This is a genomic window from Enterobacter sp. BWH64, from assembly GCF_001037645.1.
Classification (GTDB): Bacteria; Pseudomonadota; Gammaproteobacteria; order Enterobacterales; family Enterobacteriaceae; genus Enterobacter; species Enterobacter hormaechei_C.
Map to the genome: position 1 here is coordinate 2226827 of NZ_KQ089922.1, position 18151 is coordinate 2244977.

Genomic DNA, 18151 nt, shown 5'->3' on the forward strand with positions numbered 1-18151 from the left:
CTTTGAATAATAAAATCTCTCAGGGGCGAGCAAGACAGGGCATGTCGGAAAGGAGATCCCCACGTCCTGGGTTCAGCACTGTACACCGTATCCCGCAAGGGAAGTTATACTGACAAAGCCTTGATTCGACAGTGCCTGTTTTACCCTGTGCCGGTTCTCTCGAACCTACCAGAGCGATAACGTGTATTTGTACAGGAGCCTCGCCATAACGAGATCGTTGTAAAACGAGAGGGATAATACGCCTGTTTAAATTTAGCGCTCAGAAAATTAAATAATGTTTAAGAACGGTTTAGATAAATCTTATTCATAAAATGTTGAGGGTTTATTTAAGGTTATTCATTTTAAATGGAGAATTAAATTATTAACGGTGGAGGGGAAAATGGCATGGGTTGATAACCTGCTGAATCATTTTGCGCTGTATCCGGCACATCTGTTCGCGCTGTTATTCGTGATGGCGCTGAGCAAATCGACGGTGCTGATCTCCTCCGTGCTGCCGCCTGCGTCGGTGATGCTGCTGGCGGGTATTACCGTCAGCCAGGGGAGCATGCATCCTGCGCTGACGTGGCTCGCCGTAGTGATGGGGGCAACGGCAGGTTCGATGCTGAATTACCATATCGGCCAGTTGATGGGGCATACCCGGATGGTCACGCGCTTCACCTCAAAGCATGCCAAAAAGTTCCTGCGGGTCCAGCATCAGCTGCAAAAGAACGGGGTCATCGTGCTTTTTACGTCGCGCTTCCTGGCGGTGTTGCGTTACATCGTCCCGCTGGCGGCCGGGATGCTCAGGCTGAACGCCGTCAAGGTCTACGCCGTCAGCCTGCTTTCCGCCTGTGCGTGGGCGGCGCTGTATGTCGGCGCGGTCACCGGCATCAGCGCCTTTTGAATTACAGGCTCCCCATTCCGCCGTCCACCAGCAGTTCCGTTCCCACAGTGTAGCTCGACTCGTCGGAGGCCAGATAGAGTGCGGCTTTTGCCAGCTCGGTCGTCGAGCCCATTCTGCCCAGCGGCACCAGCTTAATGACCTCTGCCATCATCGCGTTAAGCGCCTCGTCGCTTAAGCCCGTTTTCGTAAACGCCGGGGTTTCCACCGGACCGGGACTCAGACCGTTGACGCGGATCCCGCGCGGCAGCAGCTCCGCCGACAGTGTACGCGCCAGCGACAGCAGGGCGGCCTTGCTCGCGGCATACGCGCTGCTGGTGGGCAGGCCGATGCGCGCGCTCACGGAGCCGCAGAGGATCACCGAGGATGGGTTATTCAGCAGCGGCAGCAGCGCCTGAATTAAAAAGAACGGTCCCTTCAGGTTGATGTTCATCAGACGGTCCCAGGCCTCTTCCTGCCAGGCTTCCAGCGGCGCGTGCGTTACGTCACCGGCGTTGAGAAAGACCGCATCCAGGCGTGGCCAGCGGGCGGTGAGGGTCTCCGCCAGCGCTTTTTGCGACGAAATATCGCCTGCGTCGGTTGGGATCACCCAGGCCTTATCGCCCAGAATGCGCTCTGCTTCGGCGAGGGTATCCGGGTTGCGTCCGGTCACGGCGACGCGCGCCCCTTCGGCGATAAACGCCTGCGCGGTGGCGAGACCGATACCGCTGGTGCCGCCGGTAATCAACGTATACTTATCGGTTAAACGACCCATGTTCTTCTCCTGAAATGTCTCTGGAGAAAGCACTATAGAAACGTTAGTATCGAAAGGAAACCAGGTACCAAATGGATACTAAAGAGGCAAGAGGTGTGAAATGGCAGAGCTGCTGGAAGCGTGCTGCGAAAAAAAATCTGAGGCGTATACCTGCCCGATGACGCAGTTTGTGAATCTGATTTCCGGTAAGTGGGCGATCCCCATTCTCTATCGCCTGATTGTGTTCAATACGCCCGTTCGCTTTGGCGATCTGCTGCGTGCCGCTGCCCCCATCACCCAGAAAGAGCTGACGAAGCAGCTGCGCCTGTTTGAGCAGCGCGGGCTGGTGACGCGAACGGTCTACCCGGAGATCCCGCCGCGCGTGGAGTATCAGATCACCGAGCTGGGGCTAACCCTTCAGGACGCACTCTCGCCGCTGGCCGCCTGGATGAGCGAATACGGCGACCAGCTTCAGCGTTAGGCTACTGTTTTACGTAGCGCGGATCCCCGCTTCATCGGTGAGATAGGCCACCAGAATATCGACTGCGACCCCGTAGCGCGCGTCGCGAACAATCAGCAGCGACCACCAGTCGCCGATAATATCCAGCGAACGGGCGACGGGGCAGGTGCTCTCTTCAAGGCGGGTACGTTTCACAGCGAATTCTCCGGTGGGGTATGGTTTTTTTATAAAACTCATCGGCACACGCCGTAAGCACGTTAATCATCAGTTTGAGAAATGCTTCCCGAAAAACCTGTCACGGATCTGTCACACTCAGGGCGACATTAAAAACGTGTGAGGAATTAGGGATGAGAAAAGCACTACTCGCAGTTGCCGTGGCAGGTACCCTTTCCGTGACCTTTGGCGCACAGGCGCAGGACACGCCGGACGGCTATCAGCTGGAACAGGTGCTCATCATGAGCCGCCACAACCTGCGCGCGCCGCTTGCCAATAACGGCAGCGTGCTGGAGCAGTCCACGCCGAAGCAGTGGCCGGAGTGGGACGTCCCGGGTGGACAGCTCACCACCAAAGGCGGCGTACTGGAAGTGTATATGGGTCACTATATGCGCGAGTGGCTGGCAGAGCAGGGGATGGTGAAGACGGGTGAATGCCCGCCAGCGGATGCCGTCTATGCCTACGCCAACAGCCTCCAGCGCACCGTGGCGACCGCGCAGTTCTTTATCACCGGCGCGTTCCCCGGGTGCGATGTTCCTGTGCATCACCAGGAAAAAATGGGCACCATGGACCCCACCTTCAATCCGGTCATTACCGATAACTCCCCTGAGTTTCGCGAGAAAGCGCTGAAAGCGATGGAGACGGAACGGCAGAAAATGCAGCTGGATGAAAGCTACAAACTGCTGGAACAGCTGACAAACTACAGCGACTCGCCGTCCTGCAAGGAGAAAAAAGTCTGCTCCCTGACGGAGGCGAAAGATACGTTCAGCGCCGATTATGAAAAAGAACCGGGCGTCTCCGGGCCGCTGAAGGTGGGTAACTCGCTGGTGGATGCGTTCACGCTACAGTATTACGAAGGCTTCCCGACAGACCAGGTGGCCTGGGGGGAAATCAAAACCGATCAGCAGTGGCGCGTGCTGTCGAAGCTGAAAAACGGCTATCAGGACTCGCTGTTTACGTCGACGGAGGTGGCGCAGAACGTGGCTAAACCGCTGGTGAAGTACATTGATAAAGCGCTGGTGACCGACCAGGCAAAAGCGCCAAAAATCACCCTGCTGGTGGGGCACGACTCTAACATCGCCTCGCTGCTGACCGCGCTGGACTTCAGGCCTTATCAGCTGCACGACCAGCAGGAAAGAACCCCGATTGGCGGTAAAATTGTCTTCCAGCGCTGGCATGACAAAAACACTAATCAGGAGCTGATGAAAATTGAGTATGTCTACCAGAGTTCAGATCAACTGCGTAACGCCAGCGTACTGTCGCTGCAATCCCCTGCGCAGCGCGTGACGCTGGAGCTGAAGGGCTGTCCGGTGGATGGCAACGGCTTCTGTCCTGTCGATAAATTCAATGCGGTGATGAACAACGCGGCGAAATAGAAGATAACCCCCCGCGTGGGCGGGGGGAACGTTCAGACGTTTTTACGTTCGATGGTTTGCTCGCCCCAGAACAGCGAGTCTTTGTCGGTTTTTTCAAAGGCGCGAACCAGCACTTCATCGTTGCCTTCTTCCCAAATCTGCTCAGCCAGCTTTTCGTCATAATTGGCGACTTCAAAGATGGCTTCGGCAATCTCCGGAGAGGTATTGCGTAAACTTGCCCATTCGCCCACGTGGTGAGCTTTGGATTCTTGAGTTGGCATACTTGTCCTCCTGTTGGGTTAGCCGTTCAGTTTTTTGGCAAGACCCGCGACGTATTCACCCTGATAGCGGGCGATTGAAAGTTCTTCATTGCTTGGCTGACGTGAACCATCGCCACCGGCAATGGTGGTCGCACCATACGGTGTCCCGCCACGAACCTGGGAAACATCGAACAGTTCCTGCGCGCCGTAGCCAATCGGCACAATCACCATCCCATGATGGGCAAGAGTAGTCCAGGTGGAGGTGATCGTCTGCTCCTGGCCGCCGCCCGTGCCGGTAGAGCTGAACACGCTGGCCAGCTTGCCGTATAACGCGCCGGAGGCCCAGAGCCCGCCCGTCTGGTCGAGGAAGGTGCGCATCTGGCCGGACATATTGCCGAAGCGGGTCGGGGTGCCGAAGATAATGGCATCATAGTCCGCGAGCTCCTGCGGGGTGGCGACCGGGGCGTTTTGTGTTTTCCCCCCGGCTTTGGCGAAGGCTTCCGCCTGCATGGTTTCCGGTACGCGTTTAACCACGACCTCAACGCCGTCTACTCTGTTTGCGCCTTCTGCTACTGCGTGAGCCATGGTTTCAATGTGTCCATACATGGAATAATAGAGCACCAGAACTTTTGCCATTTTGCATCACTCCTCGTTGGTTTTTCTTACAGCGGATCGCTGCGTTCCTTTAAAGATATGACATCACAGCCAGACTGCAAAAATGAACGGCATTTCTTTGATATATAACAATATCTTTTGGTTATGCGCCTTGTAGCAAAATGAAACAACTTTCGCGGCGCGGATTTTTCAAAATATAAGAACGGCTTATGAATGACTTCCCCGACATTTCATACGAAAGGCTGAGATCATGTTGCAGAATATTACCTCTCGCTTGCCGGATAGCCGCATTACACTAAGCTTAGTTTCACGCGGCACAGATAAAGGCACTGTCCTTGAGCCGCGAGGTGAAAGAATCCTCTTTTACTGAATGCAATATGATGTCTAATGTTTCACACTCTGGAGGTTAGAGATGGCAAACCATCGTGGTGGTTCAGGTAATTTCGCTGAAGACCGTGAAAGAGCATCAGAAGCAGGTCGTAAAGGTGGCCAGTCTAGCGGGGGCAACTTTAAAAACGACCCTCAGCGCGCATCAGAGGCTGGTAAAAAAGGGGGTAAAAATAGCCACGGCAGCAACAAGTAGTACGCCGGGTTAACTCCCTGCCGCCGGGTTTCCCGGCGGTTTTTTTATGTCTGCTACATTGAACTGTCATCAAAGGCATCGCACACTACAGGATTGATTCTTCGTGCTGGTGTCCCATGTCCGTTTCCCGTTTTACCTTCTCCATTAAGCCTCAGGAAGCCATCCTGATTTTGATCACCATGTTCTGGGGCGGAACCTTTCTTGCCGTTCAGTACGCGGTCACGATGAGCGATCCGTTTTTCTTCGTGGGGCTGCGCTTTGCAACCGCGGCGATTGCCGTGGCGCTTATTTCGCTGAAAACCCTGCGCGGGTTGACCCTGAGAGAGCTTAAAGCGGGTGTCGCCATTGGCGTGGCGATTGCCATGGGCTACAGCCTGCAAACGTGGGGGATCCAGTCTATCTCCAGCAGTAAATCCGCCTTCATCACCGCCATGTACGTACCGCTGGTGCCGCTGTTGCAGTGGTTGTGCCTCGGCAGAATGCCGGGCTTGATGTCGTGCATTGGCATCGTGCTGGCGTTCATCGGCCTTATTTTATTAGCCGGGCCGGAAAATAATCTGCTGGCGCTGGGGCCGGGGGAGATCATCACTCTGGTGGGGGCCGTCGCCATTGCGGCAGAAATTATCCTGATTAGCGCCTGGGCAGGAAAAGTGGACGTCAAGCGGGTGACGGTGGTGCAGCTTACCACCGCGTCGCTGGTGGCGTTCGCGACGATGGTGCCGGCAGGGGAGTCCGTCCCGCCGATGTCTACCGGGCTTATCGTCGTGGCGCTGGGGCTGGGCATTTTCAGCGCCATTATCCAGGTCACCATGAACTGGGCGCAGCGCAGCGTATCCCCAACTCGGGCGACGGTCATTTATACCGGTGAACCGGTATGGGCGGGTATTTTCGGGCGACTCGCCGGGGAGCGTCTGCCCCTGCTGGCGCTGGTGGGCGCGGCGTTTATTGTTCTCGGCGTGCTGGTGAGTGAGTTAAAGCTCAGAAAGCGTCGGAATGCGGTGAACGATTTAACGGCCGAATAAGCTTTTGATTGAAATAAAGGGCAGGTTTAACTACGATGTGTACGGATGAAAACCGTACACGATAAATGAAACCATGCCAGCACTCAAAAAACAGCGTATCGATCTTCGCCTGTCGGACGAAGACAAAACAATGATTGAAGAAGCGGCAGCGATGACCAACCAAACGATCACCCAGTTTATGGTGAACAGTGCGTCAGAGCGTGCTGCCGAAGTCATCGAACAGCATCGGCGTCTCGTATTAAACGAAGCCTCATGGATTGCCGTTATGGATGCCATCGACAATCCGCCAGAGCCAAATGAACGCCTGAAGCGAGCGGCGAAACGTCTTCGAAACATGGAGTGAAGCGTCGTGGCAAATCTCACGATCGAAATGTTATCAGAGGGAACCGATTACGATTTCGGCGATTTCGATTGTGGTGAACCCTCGCTCAATGCCTTCCTTACCGAGCACCTGGTGCGTCAGCATGGCGGGCGTATTTTACGCGGCTACCTGCTTAAAGAACGCGACCATCCGCGTGTCCTGGGCTATTACACACTCTCGGGAAGTTGCTTTGAAAAAGCGATGCTTCCTTCAAAGACTCAGCAGCGCCGCATCCCATACAGCAACGTCCCCAGCGTGACGCTGGGGCGTCTGGCTGTCCATAAAGAACTCCAGGGAAACGAGTGGGGAACAACGCTTGTCACACACGCTATGCGCGTTGTTTATCTGGCCTCGCAGGCTGTTGGCGTCCACGGAATTTTTGTGGATGCGCTTAACGAACGGGCCAAACGATTTTATCTGAAGCTGGGGTTTATCCCGCTGGCAGGTGAAAACAGCAGTTCGCTGTTCTTCCCCACGCAATCTATAGAACGACTGTTTGAGCAGGCGTGATCGCTCTTAAGGAACATGCAGGTCGGGTAAGGCGTCGCCGTTACCCGACGTGTTGATTTCACGGATCCTGAGTCACCACGGCGCCCTGCGGCGCGGCAGCCATCCGGCGGCTCAGCAGGGCGTTGAGCAGGATCGCGCCGAAGGTCGCCGTGCCAATCCCGCCCACCGTAAACCCGCCCAGCGTCAGGGCGAAATCACCCGCCCCCAGCACCAGCGTTACCGCCACCATGATCAGGTTACCGTTCTGGCTCAGATCAACATGGTTCTGCACCCAGATGCGTGCCCCCGCGACGGCAATCAGACCAAATACCACAATCGAGGCGCCGCCAATCACGGGGGCCGGGATGGTGTGGATCAATGCGCCGAATTTTGGGGAAAAACCGAGCAGCATCGCCATCACCGCCGCCGCCACGAAGACCAGCGTCGAATAGACTTTGGTCACTGCCATCACGCCGATGTTTTCCGCGTAGGTGGTCACGCCGCTGCCGCCGACCGAGCCGGAGAGCATGGTCGCCAGACCGTCTCCCACAAACGCCCGCCCCATATACGGATCCATATTGCGCCCGGTCATTCCCGCTACGGCTTTCAGGTGGCCCAGGTTTTCAGCCACCAGAATCACCGCGACAGGCGCGATGAGCATCATCGCCTGAGCGTTAAAGGTGGGTGAGGTTATCTGCGGCAGGCCGAACCAGGCGGCCTGGTGAATCAGTGTGAAATCAACCGGTTTGCCGAGACCGAACACGTTCGCCAGCAGCGCGTAGACCAGACAGGCCGCAATCAGCCCGACCAGGATCAGCAGCCGTTGGATCATGCCGCGCGTAAAGACCGCCACCACGCCGATGCACAGCACCGTTATCACCGCCATCCAGCTTTCAAATGGTGAGCCGGAAACGCTCTTCACCGCAATCGGCGCGAGGTTCAGGCCTATCGCCATCACCACCGCCCCGGTGACGACGGGGGGCATCATCCGCTCGATCCAGCGCGTGCCGACTTTCATCACCACCAGACCGGTCAGGGTGTAGACCAGCCCACAGGCGATAATGCCGCCGAGGGCCACGCTCAGGTTGGGGTTAATACCCTGACCGTTAAACCCGGTCGCTGCAATGACCACCCCCACGAAGGCGGCGCTGGAGCCCAGATAGCTGGGCACACGCCCGCCGGTGACAAAAAAGAACAGCAGGGTACCCATACCCGACATCAAAATGGCGAGGTTAGGATCCAGCCCCATCAGCATGGGCATCAGCACCGTCGCACCAAACATCGCGACCGCATGCTGCACGCCCATCACCATGGTCTGCCCGAGCGGGAGCCTTTCATCCGGCGCGACCACGCCTTCTTCTGTGGAGGTCGATTTCAACTGCCAGTGGGGAAGTCCGAACATGATCTGTCTCCTGAATGCGGATTAACAGGCGGGTCGCATAAGCGCGTGATAGCCGCGGTCGAACCACACCAGCCCTTGCGGCGCCGGGTGGCGTACGATGGATACAATGTCGCAAAACAGAATGTCGTGAGTGCCAACGCTCACCACCTGGCTGATACGGCAGTCGAACGAGGCCAGCGCATTTTCCAGACGCGGGCAGCCCGTGTCGCCTGTCTGCCAGCGGGCAGCGGCAAAGCGGTCCGCCATCGGCGTTTTCCCGCCAAACAGGTTGGATAAAGGCTCCTGTCCGGCACTCAGCGTGTTAACGCACAGGGTGCGGTTCTCGCTGAAAATCGGCCAGACCGACGCGCCGCGGTTCAGGCACACCAGCAGGGTAGGCGGGGAATCCGTGACGCTGCATACCGCGCTGGCGGTGAAGCCCGCCAGGCCTGCCGGGCCGTCGGTGGTAATGATATTGACCGCTGCGCCGACGCAGGCCATAGCGTCGCGAAAGGTTTGTTTATCCGGTGTCATCACGTTCGCTCCTTACGCCAGCCCGCAGGCATCGTCAAAGGCCAGACGCGGCAGGCGTCCGTACAGTTTGGTCGTATCGCCATAGCCGATGTTAATCAGCAGATTGCTTTTGAGCAGCGTGCCCGTGAAAAAGGCCGCGTCCACTTTTTCCCGGTCAAAACCCGACATCGGCCCGGTGTCCAGCCCGAGCGCGCGACAGGCGAAAATCAGGTACGCGGCCTGCATCGAACTGTTGCGAAAGGCGGTCTCTTCCGCCAGCGCGGGGCTTGCGGTAAACCAGCTTCTGGCATCGCCGTGCGGGAACAGTTCAGGCAGGCGCTCATAAAACTCGCTGTCCCAGGCGACAATCGCCGTGACCGGGGCCGTGAGCTTTTTCTCCAGGTTGCCGCTGGTGAGCGCCGGGCGCAGCTTCTCTTTTCCTTCCGGGCTTCGCACAAACACAATGCGCGCCGGGGAGCAGTTGGCGGACGTCGGCCCCCATTTCATCAGGTCATAAATCTCGCGCAGCGTCTCGTCACTGACCGGTATATCCAGCCAGCCGTTATGGGTACGTGCGCCGGTAAACAGCGTTTCCAGCGCGGCGGGCGTGATGGCTTCGCTCATTCAAGCTCCTTACAAAGCGGGTTCTGGGCTGTGCAGCAGGCTGGCAAGCCCGTTCAGCAGCAGAGTGTTAAAGGTGTCCGGCGCGGTCACATTGCAGGCATGCCCGCCCTGGCGCATGACCGTTTTGCGGGCGTGCGGGAGGGCGGCGTGCAGTTCAGCTGAGCAGACGGACGGCACCAGCAGATCGTCGGTGGAACAGATAATCTGTACGGGGCAGCGAACGCGTACAGCGTGGCGGCTGAAATCGGCCTGTTTCAGGGCATGCAGCCTGCGCAGCAGATTGGCTTTGCCCTGAAAATGGGCCAGCGCCAGCGCGTGCTCGGCCTCCAGCCGCGGGGCGCTGGCGGCCATCCAGTCTGCCGGGTAGAGGAACAACGGCTGTGCCTCTACCCACGCCTGCGCGCCGCCCGCATGCAGCAGACGTTCGCGAACGTCAAAACAGCGGCGGGTATGGGCATTGAGGGTCAGCCAGCCGTTGACGCAGACCAGCGCGGTGAGGGCGTCGGGCTTATCGATGGCCAGCCGCAGGCCGACCAGCGCCCCCAGCGCGTGGCCGACCACGCAGTAACGGGCGATCCCGGCCTCGGCTAACGCCAGCGCAAGCTCGTCGGCCATGTGTGCGAGGGTGTAGTCTTCCGGCAGGGTATCCGGGTTATTCCCCGTGCCCCGCTGGTCGTAGCACACCACCTGATACTCCTGCCCCAGCACGGCGAGCTGGGGCAGCCAGTAGCTGCCGCTGCCGCCGAGCCCGGCAATCAGTACCACCACGGGCGCGCCCGCAAAGGGGGGCGGTGAAATGGACAGTTTCATGGCCGCCTCACTTCGCGATGTGCGCAACGGTGGCAATTTCAACCAGCGCTTCGGGCTTTACCAGCCCGCACTGGATGCAAAACCGCGCCGGTTTATCGCCGGGGAAAAACTCCGCGTAAATCTCGTTAATCGCGGCGTAGTTTTTCCAGTCGGTGATAAAGATGCTGTTGAAGGTCACGTCCTCCATCGTCCCACCCGCCGTTTCGATCACGGTTTTGATTGTCTCCAGCACGTGGCGGGTTTGCGCCTTTGGGTCATCGATAAACACCACGTTGTTGTCTTTATCAAACGGCAGCGTGCCCGAGACATACACCACGCCGTCGGCGAGGGTGCCGGGGACAAACGGGGCAATCGGGGTGCTGGTGCCCGGCGGAATAATCACGGATTTCGGCATAGCGGTTCTCCTCAGGCGATGCGGGCGAGCGGGGGATCCAGCGCGTCGCAGAAATCATTGACGTTACTGATCCAGCCAAAAAAGGTTTCGATATTGAACAGGGCGGCTTTCTGGGCAAAATCCGGCCCGGCCTGATGGGTGGCATCCTCCAGTACCACCCCAAAATACTCGAGGAAAAAGCCGTCGCGCAGGGTCGACTCCACGCACACGTTGGTGGCTATGCCCGTAAAGACCAGATGACGAATGCCCCGGCTGCGCAGCAGGCTGTCGAGCGGGGTATTGAAAAAGCCGCTGTAGCGCGGTTTCGGCAGCACGATATCGCCGGGTTCCGGTACCAGCTCATCCACCAGCTGATAATCCCAGCCGCCTTTCGCCAGCAGCGTGCCCTGGAGTTCGGGCCGTTGGCGCATGGTTTTCAGGGCGTTGGATTTGTGAAAGTTGGGTGAGCCGGGACCGCCAGCCTCGACGTACTGCTCGTCCCAGCCGTTCTGGAACCAGACGATCAGCATGCCCGCAGCACGCGCGGCGCTCACGGCGGTTTTGATGTTCTCAATCACCGGCTGCGTGGTGGAGACGTCAAACCCGGCCAGATCCAGATACCCGCCTTTACTGGCATAGGCGTTTTGCATATCCACCACGATCAGCGCGCTGCGCTGCGCGTCAAAGGTAATGGCTTCCGGGCGAGCGTTGAGGGTCGTCATTACGCCACCTCCTTCGTCACGGCAGGGATGTGGGCGCGGCACTGCATCAGCGGCTGAATGCGCTCGCCGAAAGTTTCCACGCCGGTGAGAAAATCATCGAAGGTCAGCAGCACGCCTTCGGCGCCGGGCACGGCAGCCACTTCGTCGAGCATTCTGGCGACGCTGGCATACGAGCCAACCAGGGTGCCCATGTTGATATTGACGGCAGACGTCGGGTCGGCCATCTGGCGAACGTTGGTGTCCGCGCCGGAGCGGGTATCCTTCTGGCTCTGCTCGGTAAGCCAGCTCAGCGCTTCGTCATCCGCGCCGTCCTTGTATCGTTCCCATTTGGCGCGCGCGGCGTCGTCGGTTTCGTCGGCAATCACCATAAACAGCACGTAGTAGCCCACGTCGCGCCCGGTTTTGTCGGCGGCCGCTTTCATGCGTGCCGCGGTGGGCGCGAAGGCGGCCGGGGTGTTAACGCCTTTGCCGAAGCAGAAGTTGAAGTCGGCGTATTTCGCCGAGAATTCCATTCCCGCGTCGCTCTGTCCGGCGCATATCACCTTCATCGGCACCGACGGCTGCGGGCTGACGCGGCAGTCGTTCATGGTGAAGAAGTCGCCTTTGAAATCGCTTTTGCCGGTGCCCCACAGATCGCGCAGCACCTGCACATATTCAGTCAGGTAGTCGTAGCGACGGGAGAAGTAATCGTCCCCCGGCCAGATCCCCATCTGCTCGTACTCCGGCTTTTGCCAGCCGGTGACCAGGTTAACGCCAAAGCGCCCGCCGGAGATGGAGTCGATGGTGGAGGCCATCCGCGCCACGATTGCCGGGGGAAGGGTAAGGGTGGCGGCGGTGGCGTAAATCTGGATGCGCGAGGTTACCGCCGCCAGGCCCGCCATCAGGGTGAAAGACTCCAGGTTGTGGTCCCAGAATTCGGTCTTACCGCCGAAACCGCGCAGCTTGATCATCGAGAGGGCAAAGTCGAAGTGGTAGTGCTCCGCTTTCTGCACGATGGCTTTATTCAGCTCAAAGGTCGGCATGTATTGCGGGGCAGTGGTCGAGATAAGCCAGCCGTTGTTGCCGATCGGTACAAATACGCCAATTTTCATCACGAACCTCTCTTCATTACGTCGCAGGTGTCACGATGTTTTTGCAAAGGCAGTGCCAGTTTTGAAAATCACTTTGTTATTAATGTGTTAAATGATGGTTGTTAAAATTAACAGCGAAAATGTGGACTGGATGGTCAAAATCATTGCACAGAAAACAGGCACTCATGCGCGCTGAGGGTGCAGAAGGTCGTGGCGAGACGGGGGTTTTGCTATGCTGAGCGCAGGACAGAAAATGGAGAGCGAAAATGACACAAGGCGCAGTGAAAACACCCGGTAAACGTTCGCAGGCGGTGAGCGCCAAGAAACAGGCGATCCTCAGCGCTGCGCTGGAGACATTTTCGCAGTTTGGTATTCACGGTACGCGCCTTGAGCAGGTGGCGGAGCAGGCCGGGGTGTCCAAAACCAATCTGCTCTACTACTACCCGTCGAAAGAGGCGCTGTATGTGGCGGTGATGCAGCAGATCCTGGATATCTGGCTCGCACCACTTAAAGCATTTCGCGAAGAGCTGGCCCCGCTGGTGGCGATAGAGGAGTACATACGCCTGAAGCTGGAGGTATCGCGTGATTACCCGCAGGCATCAAGGCTGTTCTGCCTGGAGATGTTGCAGGGCGCGCCGCTGTTGCAGGCGGAGCTGACCGGCGATTTAAAGCAGCTGGTGGACGATAAATCGGCCATTATTGCCGGATGGGTCGCCAGCGGAAAACTGGCGCCCGTCGATCCGCATCATCTGATCTTCATGATTTGGGCCTCAACCCAGCACTACGCTGACTTCGCGGCCCAGGTCGAGGCGGTGACCGGTAAAACGCTCCAGGACGAGGCGTTTTTCCAGAGCACCCTGGAAAACGTACAGCGGATGATTATCGAAGGGATCCGCGTGCGCTAGTTTCCCGGCGAAAGAGGACAGCTTAAGTCGCCCTCTTCACACTGCATCAGCGTGGCCAGAAACGCTTCGCGCTCCGCGGTTTTCTCCGCCAGACACTGGTTAACAATCATTGGCTGAACGCTCCCGCCTTCCGTACCCGAACCGATAAACGCACAGTCCGCGTCGCGCAGGCTAATCCACGCCTGCTGCGCCTTTTTCAGTAGATCGCGCTGAGGCGCTGCCGCACGTTTGATGGCGGCCTGATACGTCTCGTTGAGCTTTTTATCGGCGGCCTGGTACTGCTGCGCGCTACAGGTGTTCAGTTCAAGCTGGGTGGTCGCGTTATCGCACTCGTCGGCCAGCGTGCTGGCGCTCATGAGCAGGGCTGCACCTGCGAGAAATACTCTTTTCATCATCCCCTCCATGTAAAAAAGCCGGATACGCTGTGCTTATCCGGCCTGGGCTATTTTGTAGCCCCGGTAAGCGTAGCGTCACCGGGGAGAGTTTACACGATTAACCGATTGTCATCAGGCTGGCGTTACCGCCCGCCGCCGCGGTGTTAACGCTGAGCGAGCGCTCAACGTACAGACGCTCCAGCAGCAGGTTGGTTTCCCCGCGCGCAAAGCCCTGCACGGAAACGATGGCACCGCTGCGGGCCGCAACCTGCTCGCACAGTTCGCGCAGCTGGTCGGAATCACCGTGGTAGATCACCGCGTCAAACGGCTGGGTCAGCAGGGCATCGGCCTTCGCAAAGCGAATGCGGGCCGAGACCGCTTTTGGCAACTGTTTGGCGAGGTCGCGATGCAGGGCATCTTCCGGCCACAGCACCTCACAGCCCGTTGCCGTTGCGGCTGCCAGCTGCACCAGCGCATCCTCCTCGTTGTCCGCCACGCACAGCACACGCTCGCGCGGCATCAGCGTCCAGGTGTTGCGCTCACCGGTAGGACCCGGCAGCAGACGCTGTGTTCCCGCCTGCGCCAGCTCGCCGTACTGCTGTGCAATCGCATGCAGCTCGGGACGATTTTCAGCCCACTTAATCAGCGCGTCCAGCGGCTGGGTCAGCACGGCTTTCACCTGCGCATCCACCGGATATTCCGCGTCCTGACGCGCCAGCGTCACGCCCAGCGCATTTTCCGGACGGTTTGCCAGCAGGCGGTACAGATAGAGCGGACCGCCCGCTTTCGGGCCGGTGCCGGAGAGACCTTCACCGCCGAACGGCTGCACGCCCACGACCGCGCCAACCATGTTGCGGTTGACGTACAGGTTGCCGACTTTAGCATTGCCGGTCACCTGGGCAATGGTTTCGTCGATACGGGTATGCACGCCAAGCGTCAGGCCGTAACCCGAAGCGTTGATCTGATCGATCAGCTCGTTGAGGTTGTTACGGTTGTAGCGCACCACGTGCAGTACCGGACCGAAGACCTCTTTTTTCAGCTCGTCGAAGCTTGCCAGCTCAATCAGCGTTGGCGGCACGAAGGTGCCGGTCTGCCACTCGCGGGCATCTTCGCTGTTCTCGCGCACCGCCTGGAACACCGGACGGCCTTTGGCACGCATGGTCTGAATGTGATTTTCAATGTTGGCTTTGGCTTCCGCGTCGATCACCGGCCCGATGTCGGTGGTGAGACGGCCCGGGTTGCCCATGCGGCATTCCGCCATCGCACCGCGCAGCATCTTCAGCGTGTGGTCAGCCACGTCATCCTGTAAGCACAGTACGCGCAGGGCGGAACAGCGTTGGCCCGCGCTGTCGAAAGCAGAGGCCAGCACGTCAACGACGACCTGCTCGGTGAGCGCGGAGGAGTCCACGATCATGGCGTTCATGCCGCCGGTTTCAGCGATCAGCGGGGTAGGACGGCCCTGCGCATCCAGACGGGTGGCGATGTTGCGTTGTAGCAGGGAGGCCACTTCGGTAGAACCGGTAAACATCACGCCGCGTACTCGGTTATCGGAGGTCAGTTTGGCCCCGACCGTTTCACCGCGCCCTGGCAGCAGCTGCACCACGCCCGCCGGTACGCCCGCTTCCAGCAGAATGCTAATGCCCTGGGCGGCAATCAGCGGGGTCTGCTCTGCCGGTTTCGCCAGCACGCTGTTGCCTGCGGCCAGCGCCGCGGCAATCTGGCCGGTGAAGATCGCCAGCGGGAAGTTCCACGGGCTGATACACACCACCGGGCCGAGCGGACGGTGGGTTTCGTTGTCGAAATCATCGCGCACCTGACCGGCGTAGTAGTGCAGGAAGTCGACCGCCTCGCGCACTTCGGCGATGGCGTTGCTGAAGGTTTTACCCGCTTCACGCACCAGAATGCCGATAAGCTGCTGCATCTGATCTTCCATCAGCACCGCCGCGCGTTCCAGAATGGCGGCACGCTCCTGCGGCGGGGTGGCAAACCAGATTGGCGCGTTGTTCACCGCGCTCTCCAGGGCCTGCTCCACTTCCGTTTCCGTGGCTTCGCGCACGTAGCCGACGATATCCTTCGGCTCTGCCGGGTTGATCACCGGCTGCATTTCACCGTCCTCAACGGACTGCTCAAGGATCGGCCTGGCCTGCCACTTCTGCAATGCGCTGTTTAGCAGGGCAGAAGAGAGCGACGCCAGACGGTGTTCGTTGGCGAGATCCAGACCCGCCGAGTTGACGCGACCTGCACCATACAGCTCGCGCGGCAGGGCAATCTTCGGATGCGGCAGACCAATCTGGCCTTCCTGCGCCGCCATCTTCTCAACGGCCTGTACCGGATCGGCCACCAGTTCGTCCAGCGGCAGGGTGGTATCGGCGATGCGGTTAACGAAGGAGGTGTTCGCCCCGTTCTCCAGCAGACGACGCACCAGGTAGGCCAGCAGGGTTTCGTGGGTACCTACCGGGGCATAGATTCGGCACGGACGGTTCAGCTTGCCGTCGGCCACTTTACCGGTCACTTGCTCGTACAGCGGTTCACCCATGCCGTGCAGGCACTGGAACTCGTACTGGCCCGGATAGTAGTTTTGCCCGGCCAGGCTGTAGATCGCCGCCAGGGTGTGGGCGTTGTGGGTGGCGAACTGAGGATAAATCAGGTTCGGCACGCCGAGCAGTTTTTTCGCGCAGGCGAGGTAAGAGACGTCGGTATAGACCTTGCGGGTATAGACCGGATAACCTTCCAGACCTTCCATCTGGGCGCGTTTGATTTCGCTGTCCCAGTAGGCGCCCTTCACCAGACGGATCATCAGGCGGCGACGGCTGCGGCTGGCCAGGTCAATCAGGTAGTCAATGACGAACGGACAGCGTTTCTGGTAGGCCTGGATAACGAAACCAATCCCGTTCCAGCCCGCCAGCTCCGGCTCGAAGCACAGTTTTTCCAGCAGGTCGAGGGAGATCTCCAGACGGTCCGCCTCTTCGGCGTCGATGTTGATGCCGATGTCATACTGGCGCGCCAGCAGGGTCAGGGACTTCAGGCGCGGGTAGAGTTCTTCCATCACCCGGTCGTACTGCGCACGGCTGTAGCGCGGGTGCAGGGCGGAAAGCTTGATAGAGATGCCCGGACCTTCATAAATACCGCGACCGTTGGACGCTTTACCGATGGCGTGGATCGCCTGCTGGTAAGAGACCATGTAGGCCTGCGCGTCGGCGGCGGTCAGCGCCGCTTCACCCAGCATGTCGTAGGAGTAGCGGAAGCCTTTGTCTTCCAGCTTGCGGGCGTTCGCCAGCGCTTCGGCAATGGTTTCCCCGGTGACGAACTGCTCGCCCATCAGGCGCATCGCCATGTCCACGCCCTTGCGGATCAGCGGCTCGCCGCTCTTGCCGATGATGCGGTTCAGAGAGCGCGACAGGTTGGCTTCGTTATGGGTGGAGACCAGCTTGCCGGTAAACAGCAGGCCCCAGGTGGCGGCGTTAACGAACAGGGACGGACTGCGGCCAATGTGGGAGTGCCAGTTGCCGTTACTGATTTTGTCGCGGATCAGGGCATCGCGGGTGGCTTTATCCGGAATACGCAGCAGCGCTTCCGCCAGACACATCAGCGCCACGCCTTCCTGCGAGGAGAGGGAGAACTCCTGCAACAGACCCTGCACCATACCGGCGCGTCCGCTGGCGGTTTTCTGGTTACGCAGCTTGTCGGCGAGCTGATACGCGAGGCTGTGCGCCTGAGCGGCAACGGCTTCCGGCAGGCGCGCCTGTTCCAGCAGCATCGGCACGGCGTCGGTTTCGGCACGGCGGTAGGCGCCGGTAATGGCGGCGCGGCTGACGGACTGCGGCAGGATCTGCTCGGCAAATTCCAGGAACGGCTGGTGGTTCTCTTCAACAGCCGTCGCGGCCTCTTCGCTTTCGTTCGCTGCACCCGCCAGCAGGGCAGGCAGCTCCGGCAGACCTTCTTCACTCTCCAGTCTTTCCAGATAGTTAAAAATCGCCTGCTTGATTAACCAGTGCGGTGTGCGGTCGATGCGGGTCGCAGCGGTTTTAATCCGTTCGCGGGTAGCGTCATCCAGCTTAACCCCCATGGTGGTCATCCCCATGCCAAAACTCCTGTTGTTCTGTAATAGCGTTCTGTTGATAGCGTGAAATATCCACCATGTTGCAACTTTGTGCAACCGTGTTAAATGTGACCTGGTCTGCAAGCTGGAAAATGAATGGATTGTTAACGATTAGTTAGCTGTGAAAAAGAACGTGCGGCGGTTTCTGAGCCCAGTTTTTATGCGGTGCTTAACACTTTTTAAAGGTGCAACCCGTAAAAGCGTGAGCGAGTGCAACCTATAGGAAAGACGTATAAAACCAGGGATGAAATTCATGTAAATGCAGTGTTAAATCGTTTGTCAGTGGGATGCGTATACGGCAGGATAGCG

General features: G+C 58.7%; 20 protein-coding genes, 1 pseudogene and 1 riboswitch. Of the genes and pseudogenes, 8 read left to right on the plus strand and 13 right to left on the minus strand.

The annotated features are described in order from the left end of the window. Positions 1 to 50 precede the first annotated feature (50 nt). A riboswitch (M-box (ykoK) riboswitch) is annotated at positions 51 to 220 on the minus strand. Between the two features lie 159 nt (positions 221 to 379). Continuing rightward, complete coding sequence (locus tag SK50_RS10540) at positions 380 to 883, plus strand: DedA family protein (RefSeq protein ID WP_045344076.1); 504 nt, start codon at positions 380 to 382, stop codon at positions 881 to 883. A 1-nt stretch (position 884) separates the two neighbouring features. Here SK50_RS10540 and SK50_RS10545 read toward each other — a convergent pair whose 3' ends face one another. Continuing rightward, positions 885 to 1634, minus strand: a complete 750-nt coding sequence (locus tag SK50_RS10545) for an SDR family oxidoreductase (protein ID WP_032670173.1) — start codon at positions 1632 to 1634, stop codon at positions 885 to 887. Positions 1635 to 1734: 100 nt separating this feature from the next. On the opposite strand from SK50_RS10545, the gene SK50_RS10550 reads away from it, so the two are divergent. Further along, the gene (locus SK50_RS10550) at positions 1735 to 2094 is read left to right on the plus strand and encodes a winged helix-turn-helix transcriptional regulator (protein ID WP_017384779.1); all 360 of its coding nucleotides are present in this window, start codon (positions 1735 to 1737) and stop codon (positions 2092 to 2094) included. Positions 2095 to 2160: 66 nt separating this feature from the next. Here the strand turns inward: SK50_RS10550 and SK50_RS24145 are convergent. Beyond that, positions 2161 to 2268: pseudogene (locus SK50_RS24145) on the minus strand (winged helix-turn-helix transcriptional regulator); the annotation flags it as partial. A gap of 152 nt (positions 2269 to 2420) precedes the next feature. Here SK50_RS24145 and agp point away from each other — a divergent pair. Next, positions 2421 to 3662, plus strand: a complete 1242-nt coding sequence (agp, locus tag SK50_RS10560) for a bifunctional glucose-1-phosphatase/inositol phosphatase (protein WP_039271154.1) — start codon at positions 2421 to 2423, stop codon at positions 3660 to 3662. A gap of 32 nt (positions 3663 to 3694) precedes the next feature. Here the strand turns inward: agp and SK50_RS10565 are convergent, their stop codons facing one another. Beyond that, complete coding sequence (locus SK50_RS10565; RefSeq protein ID WP_006809324.1) at positions 3695 to 3922, minus strand: YccJ family protein; 228 nt, start codon at positions 3920 to 3922, stop codon at positions 3695 to 3697. An 18-nt stretch (positions 3923 to 3940) separates the two neighbouring features. Beyond that, positions 3941 to 4537 carry an NAD(P)H:quinone oxidoreductase gene (gene wrbA / locus SK50_RS10570; RefSeq protein WP_006809323.1) on the minus strand — a complete coding sequence of 199 codons (597 nt, stop codon included), beginning with the start codon at positions 4535 to 4537 and terminating at the stop codon, positions 3941 to 3943. A 391-nt stretch (positions 4538 to 4928) separates the two neighbouring features. Here wrbA and SK50_RS10575 point away from each other — a divergent pair, with 391 nt between their 5' ends. The 4 genes from SK50_RS10575 to SK50_RS10590 all read left to right on the plus strand — a co-directional run bounded on the left by SK50_RS10575 (position 4929) and on the right by SK50_RS10590 (position 6992). After that, positions 4929 to 5099, plus strand: a complete 171-nt coding sequence (locus SK50_RS10575; RefSeq protein ID WP_001273664.1) for a con-10 family general stress protein — start codon at positions 4929 to 4931, stop codon at positions 5097 to 5099. A gap of 116 nt (positions 5100 to 5215) precedes the next feature. Then, positions 5216 to 6121, plus strand: a complete 906-nt coding sequence (locus tag SK50_RS10580; protein WP_048229395.1) for a DMT family transporter — start codon at positions 5216 to 5218, stop codon at positions 6119 to 6121. A gap of 73 nt (positions 6122 to 6194) precedes the next feature. Further along, positions 6195 to 6464 (plus strand): type II toxin-antitoxin system TacA family antitoxin, encoded by a 270-nt coding sequence (locus SK50_RS10585; RefSeq protein ID WP_015570876.1) that lies wholly within the window; start codon positions 6195 to 6197, stop codon positions 6462 to 6464. Positions 6465 to 6470: 6 nt separating this feature from the next. Then, positions 6471 to 6992 carry a GNAT family N-acetyltransferase gene (locus tag SK50_RS10590; protein WP_032670168.1) on the plus strand — a complete coding sequence of 174 codons (522 nt, stop codon included), beginning with the start codon at positions 6471 to 6473 and terminating at the stop codon, positions 6990 to 6992. A 58-nt stretch (positions 6993 to 7050) separates the two neighbouring features. Here SK50_RS10590 and rutG read toward each other — a convergent pair whose 3' ends face one another. Genes rutG through rutA form a run of 7 tightly spaced genes read right to left on the minus strand, consistent with a single transcriptional unit; the run spans position 7051 to position 12485 of the window. Continuing rightward, positions 7051 to 8373 carry a pyrimidine utilization transport protein G gene (rutG, locus tag SK50_RS10595; RefSeq protein ID WP_045344078.1) on the minus strand — a complete coding sequence of 441 codons (1323 nt, stop codon included), beginning with the start codon at positions 8371 to 8373 and terminating at the stop codon, positions 7051 to 7053. 21 nt (positions 8374 to 8394) lie between these two features. Then, positions 8395 to 8886 (minus strand): NADH-dependent FMN reductase RutF, encoded by a 492-nt coding sequence (gene rutF, locus SK50_RS10600; RefSeq protein ID WP_015570873.1) that lies wholly within the window; start codon positions 8884 to 8886, stop codon positions 8395 to 8397. Positions 8887 to 8898: 12 nt separating this feature from the next. Then, the gene (locus tag SK50_RS10605; protein ID WP_048229397.1) at positions 8899 to 9489 is read right to left on the minus strand and encodes a malonic semialdehyde reductase; all 591 of its coding nucleotides are present in this window, start codon (positions 9487 to 9489) and stop codon (positions 8899 to 8901) included. A 9-nt stretch (positions 9490 to 9498) separates the two neighbouring features. Next, positions 9499 to 10299, minus strand: coding sequence for a pyrimidine utilization protein D (rutD, locus tag SK50_RS10610; protein ID WP_048229399.1), 801 nt, complete (start codon positions 10297 to 10299; stop codon positions 9499 to 9501). 7 nt (positions 10300 to 10306) lie between these two features. After that, positions 10307 to 10693 (minus strand): pyrimidine utilization protein C, encoded by a 387-nt coding sequence (gene rutC / locus SK50_RS10615; RefSeq protein ID WP_015570870.1) that lies wholly within the window; start codon positions 10691 to 10693, stop codon positions 10307 to 10309. A gap of 11 nt (positions 10694 to 10704) precedes the next feature. Continuing rightward, positions 10705 to 11394 (minus strand): pyrimidine utilization protein B, encoded by a 690-nt coding sequence (gene rutB / locus SK50_RS10620; RefSeq protein ID WP_045344084.1) that lies wholly within the window; start codon positions 11392 to 11394, stop codon positions 10705 to 10707. After that, on the minus strand, positions 11394 to 12485 hold the full coding sequence (gene rutA / locus SK50_RS10625) for a pyrimidine utilization protein A (protein ID WP_048229401.1): 1092 nt from the start codon (positions 12483 to 12485) through the stop codon (positions 11394 to 11396). The genes rutB and rutA overlap by 1 nt, the downstream gene beginning before the upstream one ends. Before the next feature lie 245 nt (positions 12486 to 12730). On the opposite strand from rutA, the gene rutR reads away from it, so the two are divergent. Then, positions 12731 to 13369 (plus strand): HTH-type transcriptional regulator RutR, encoded by a 639-nt coding sequence (gene rutR, locus SK50_RS10630; RefSeq protein ID WP_023324433.1) that lies wholly within the window; start codon positions 12731 to 12733, stop codon positions 13367 to 13369. On the opposite strand, the gene SK50_RS10635 is transcribed toward rutR, so the two are convergent. Continuing rightward, a complete protein-coding gene (locus SK50_RS10635; RefSeq protein ID WP_045344085.1) occupies positions 13366 to 13761 on the minus strand; it encodes a lysozyme inhibitor LprI family protein in 396 nt (131 codons plus the stop codon). The genes rutR and SK50_RS10635 overlap by 4 nt on opposite strands. A gap of 100 nt (positions 13762 to 13861) precedes the next feature. After that, positions 13862 to 17824 (minus strand): trifunctional transcriptional regulator/proline dehydrogenase/L-glutamate gamma-semialdehyde dehydrogenase, encoded by a 3963-nt coding sequence (putA, locus tag SK50_RS10640; protein ID WP_045341503.1) that lies wholly within the window; start codon positions 17822 to 17824, stop codon positions 13862 to 13864. Between the last annotated feature and the right edge of the window lie 327 nt (positions 17825 to 18151).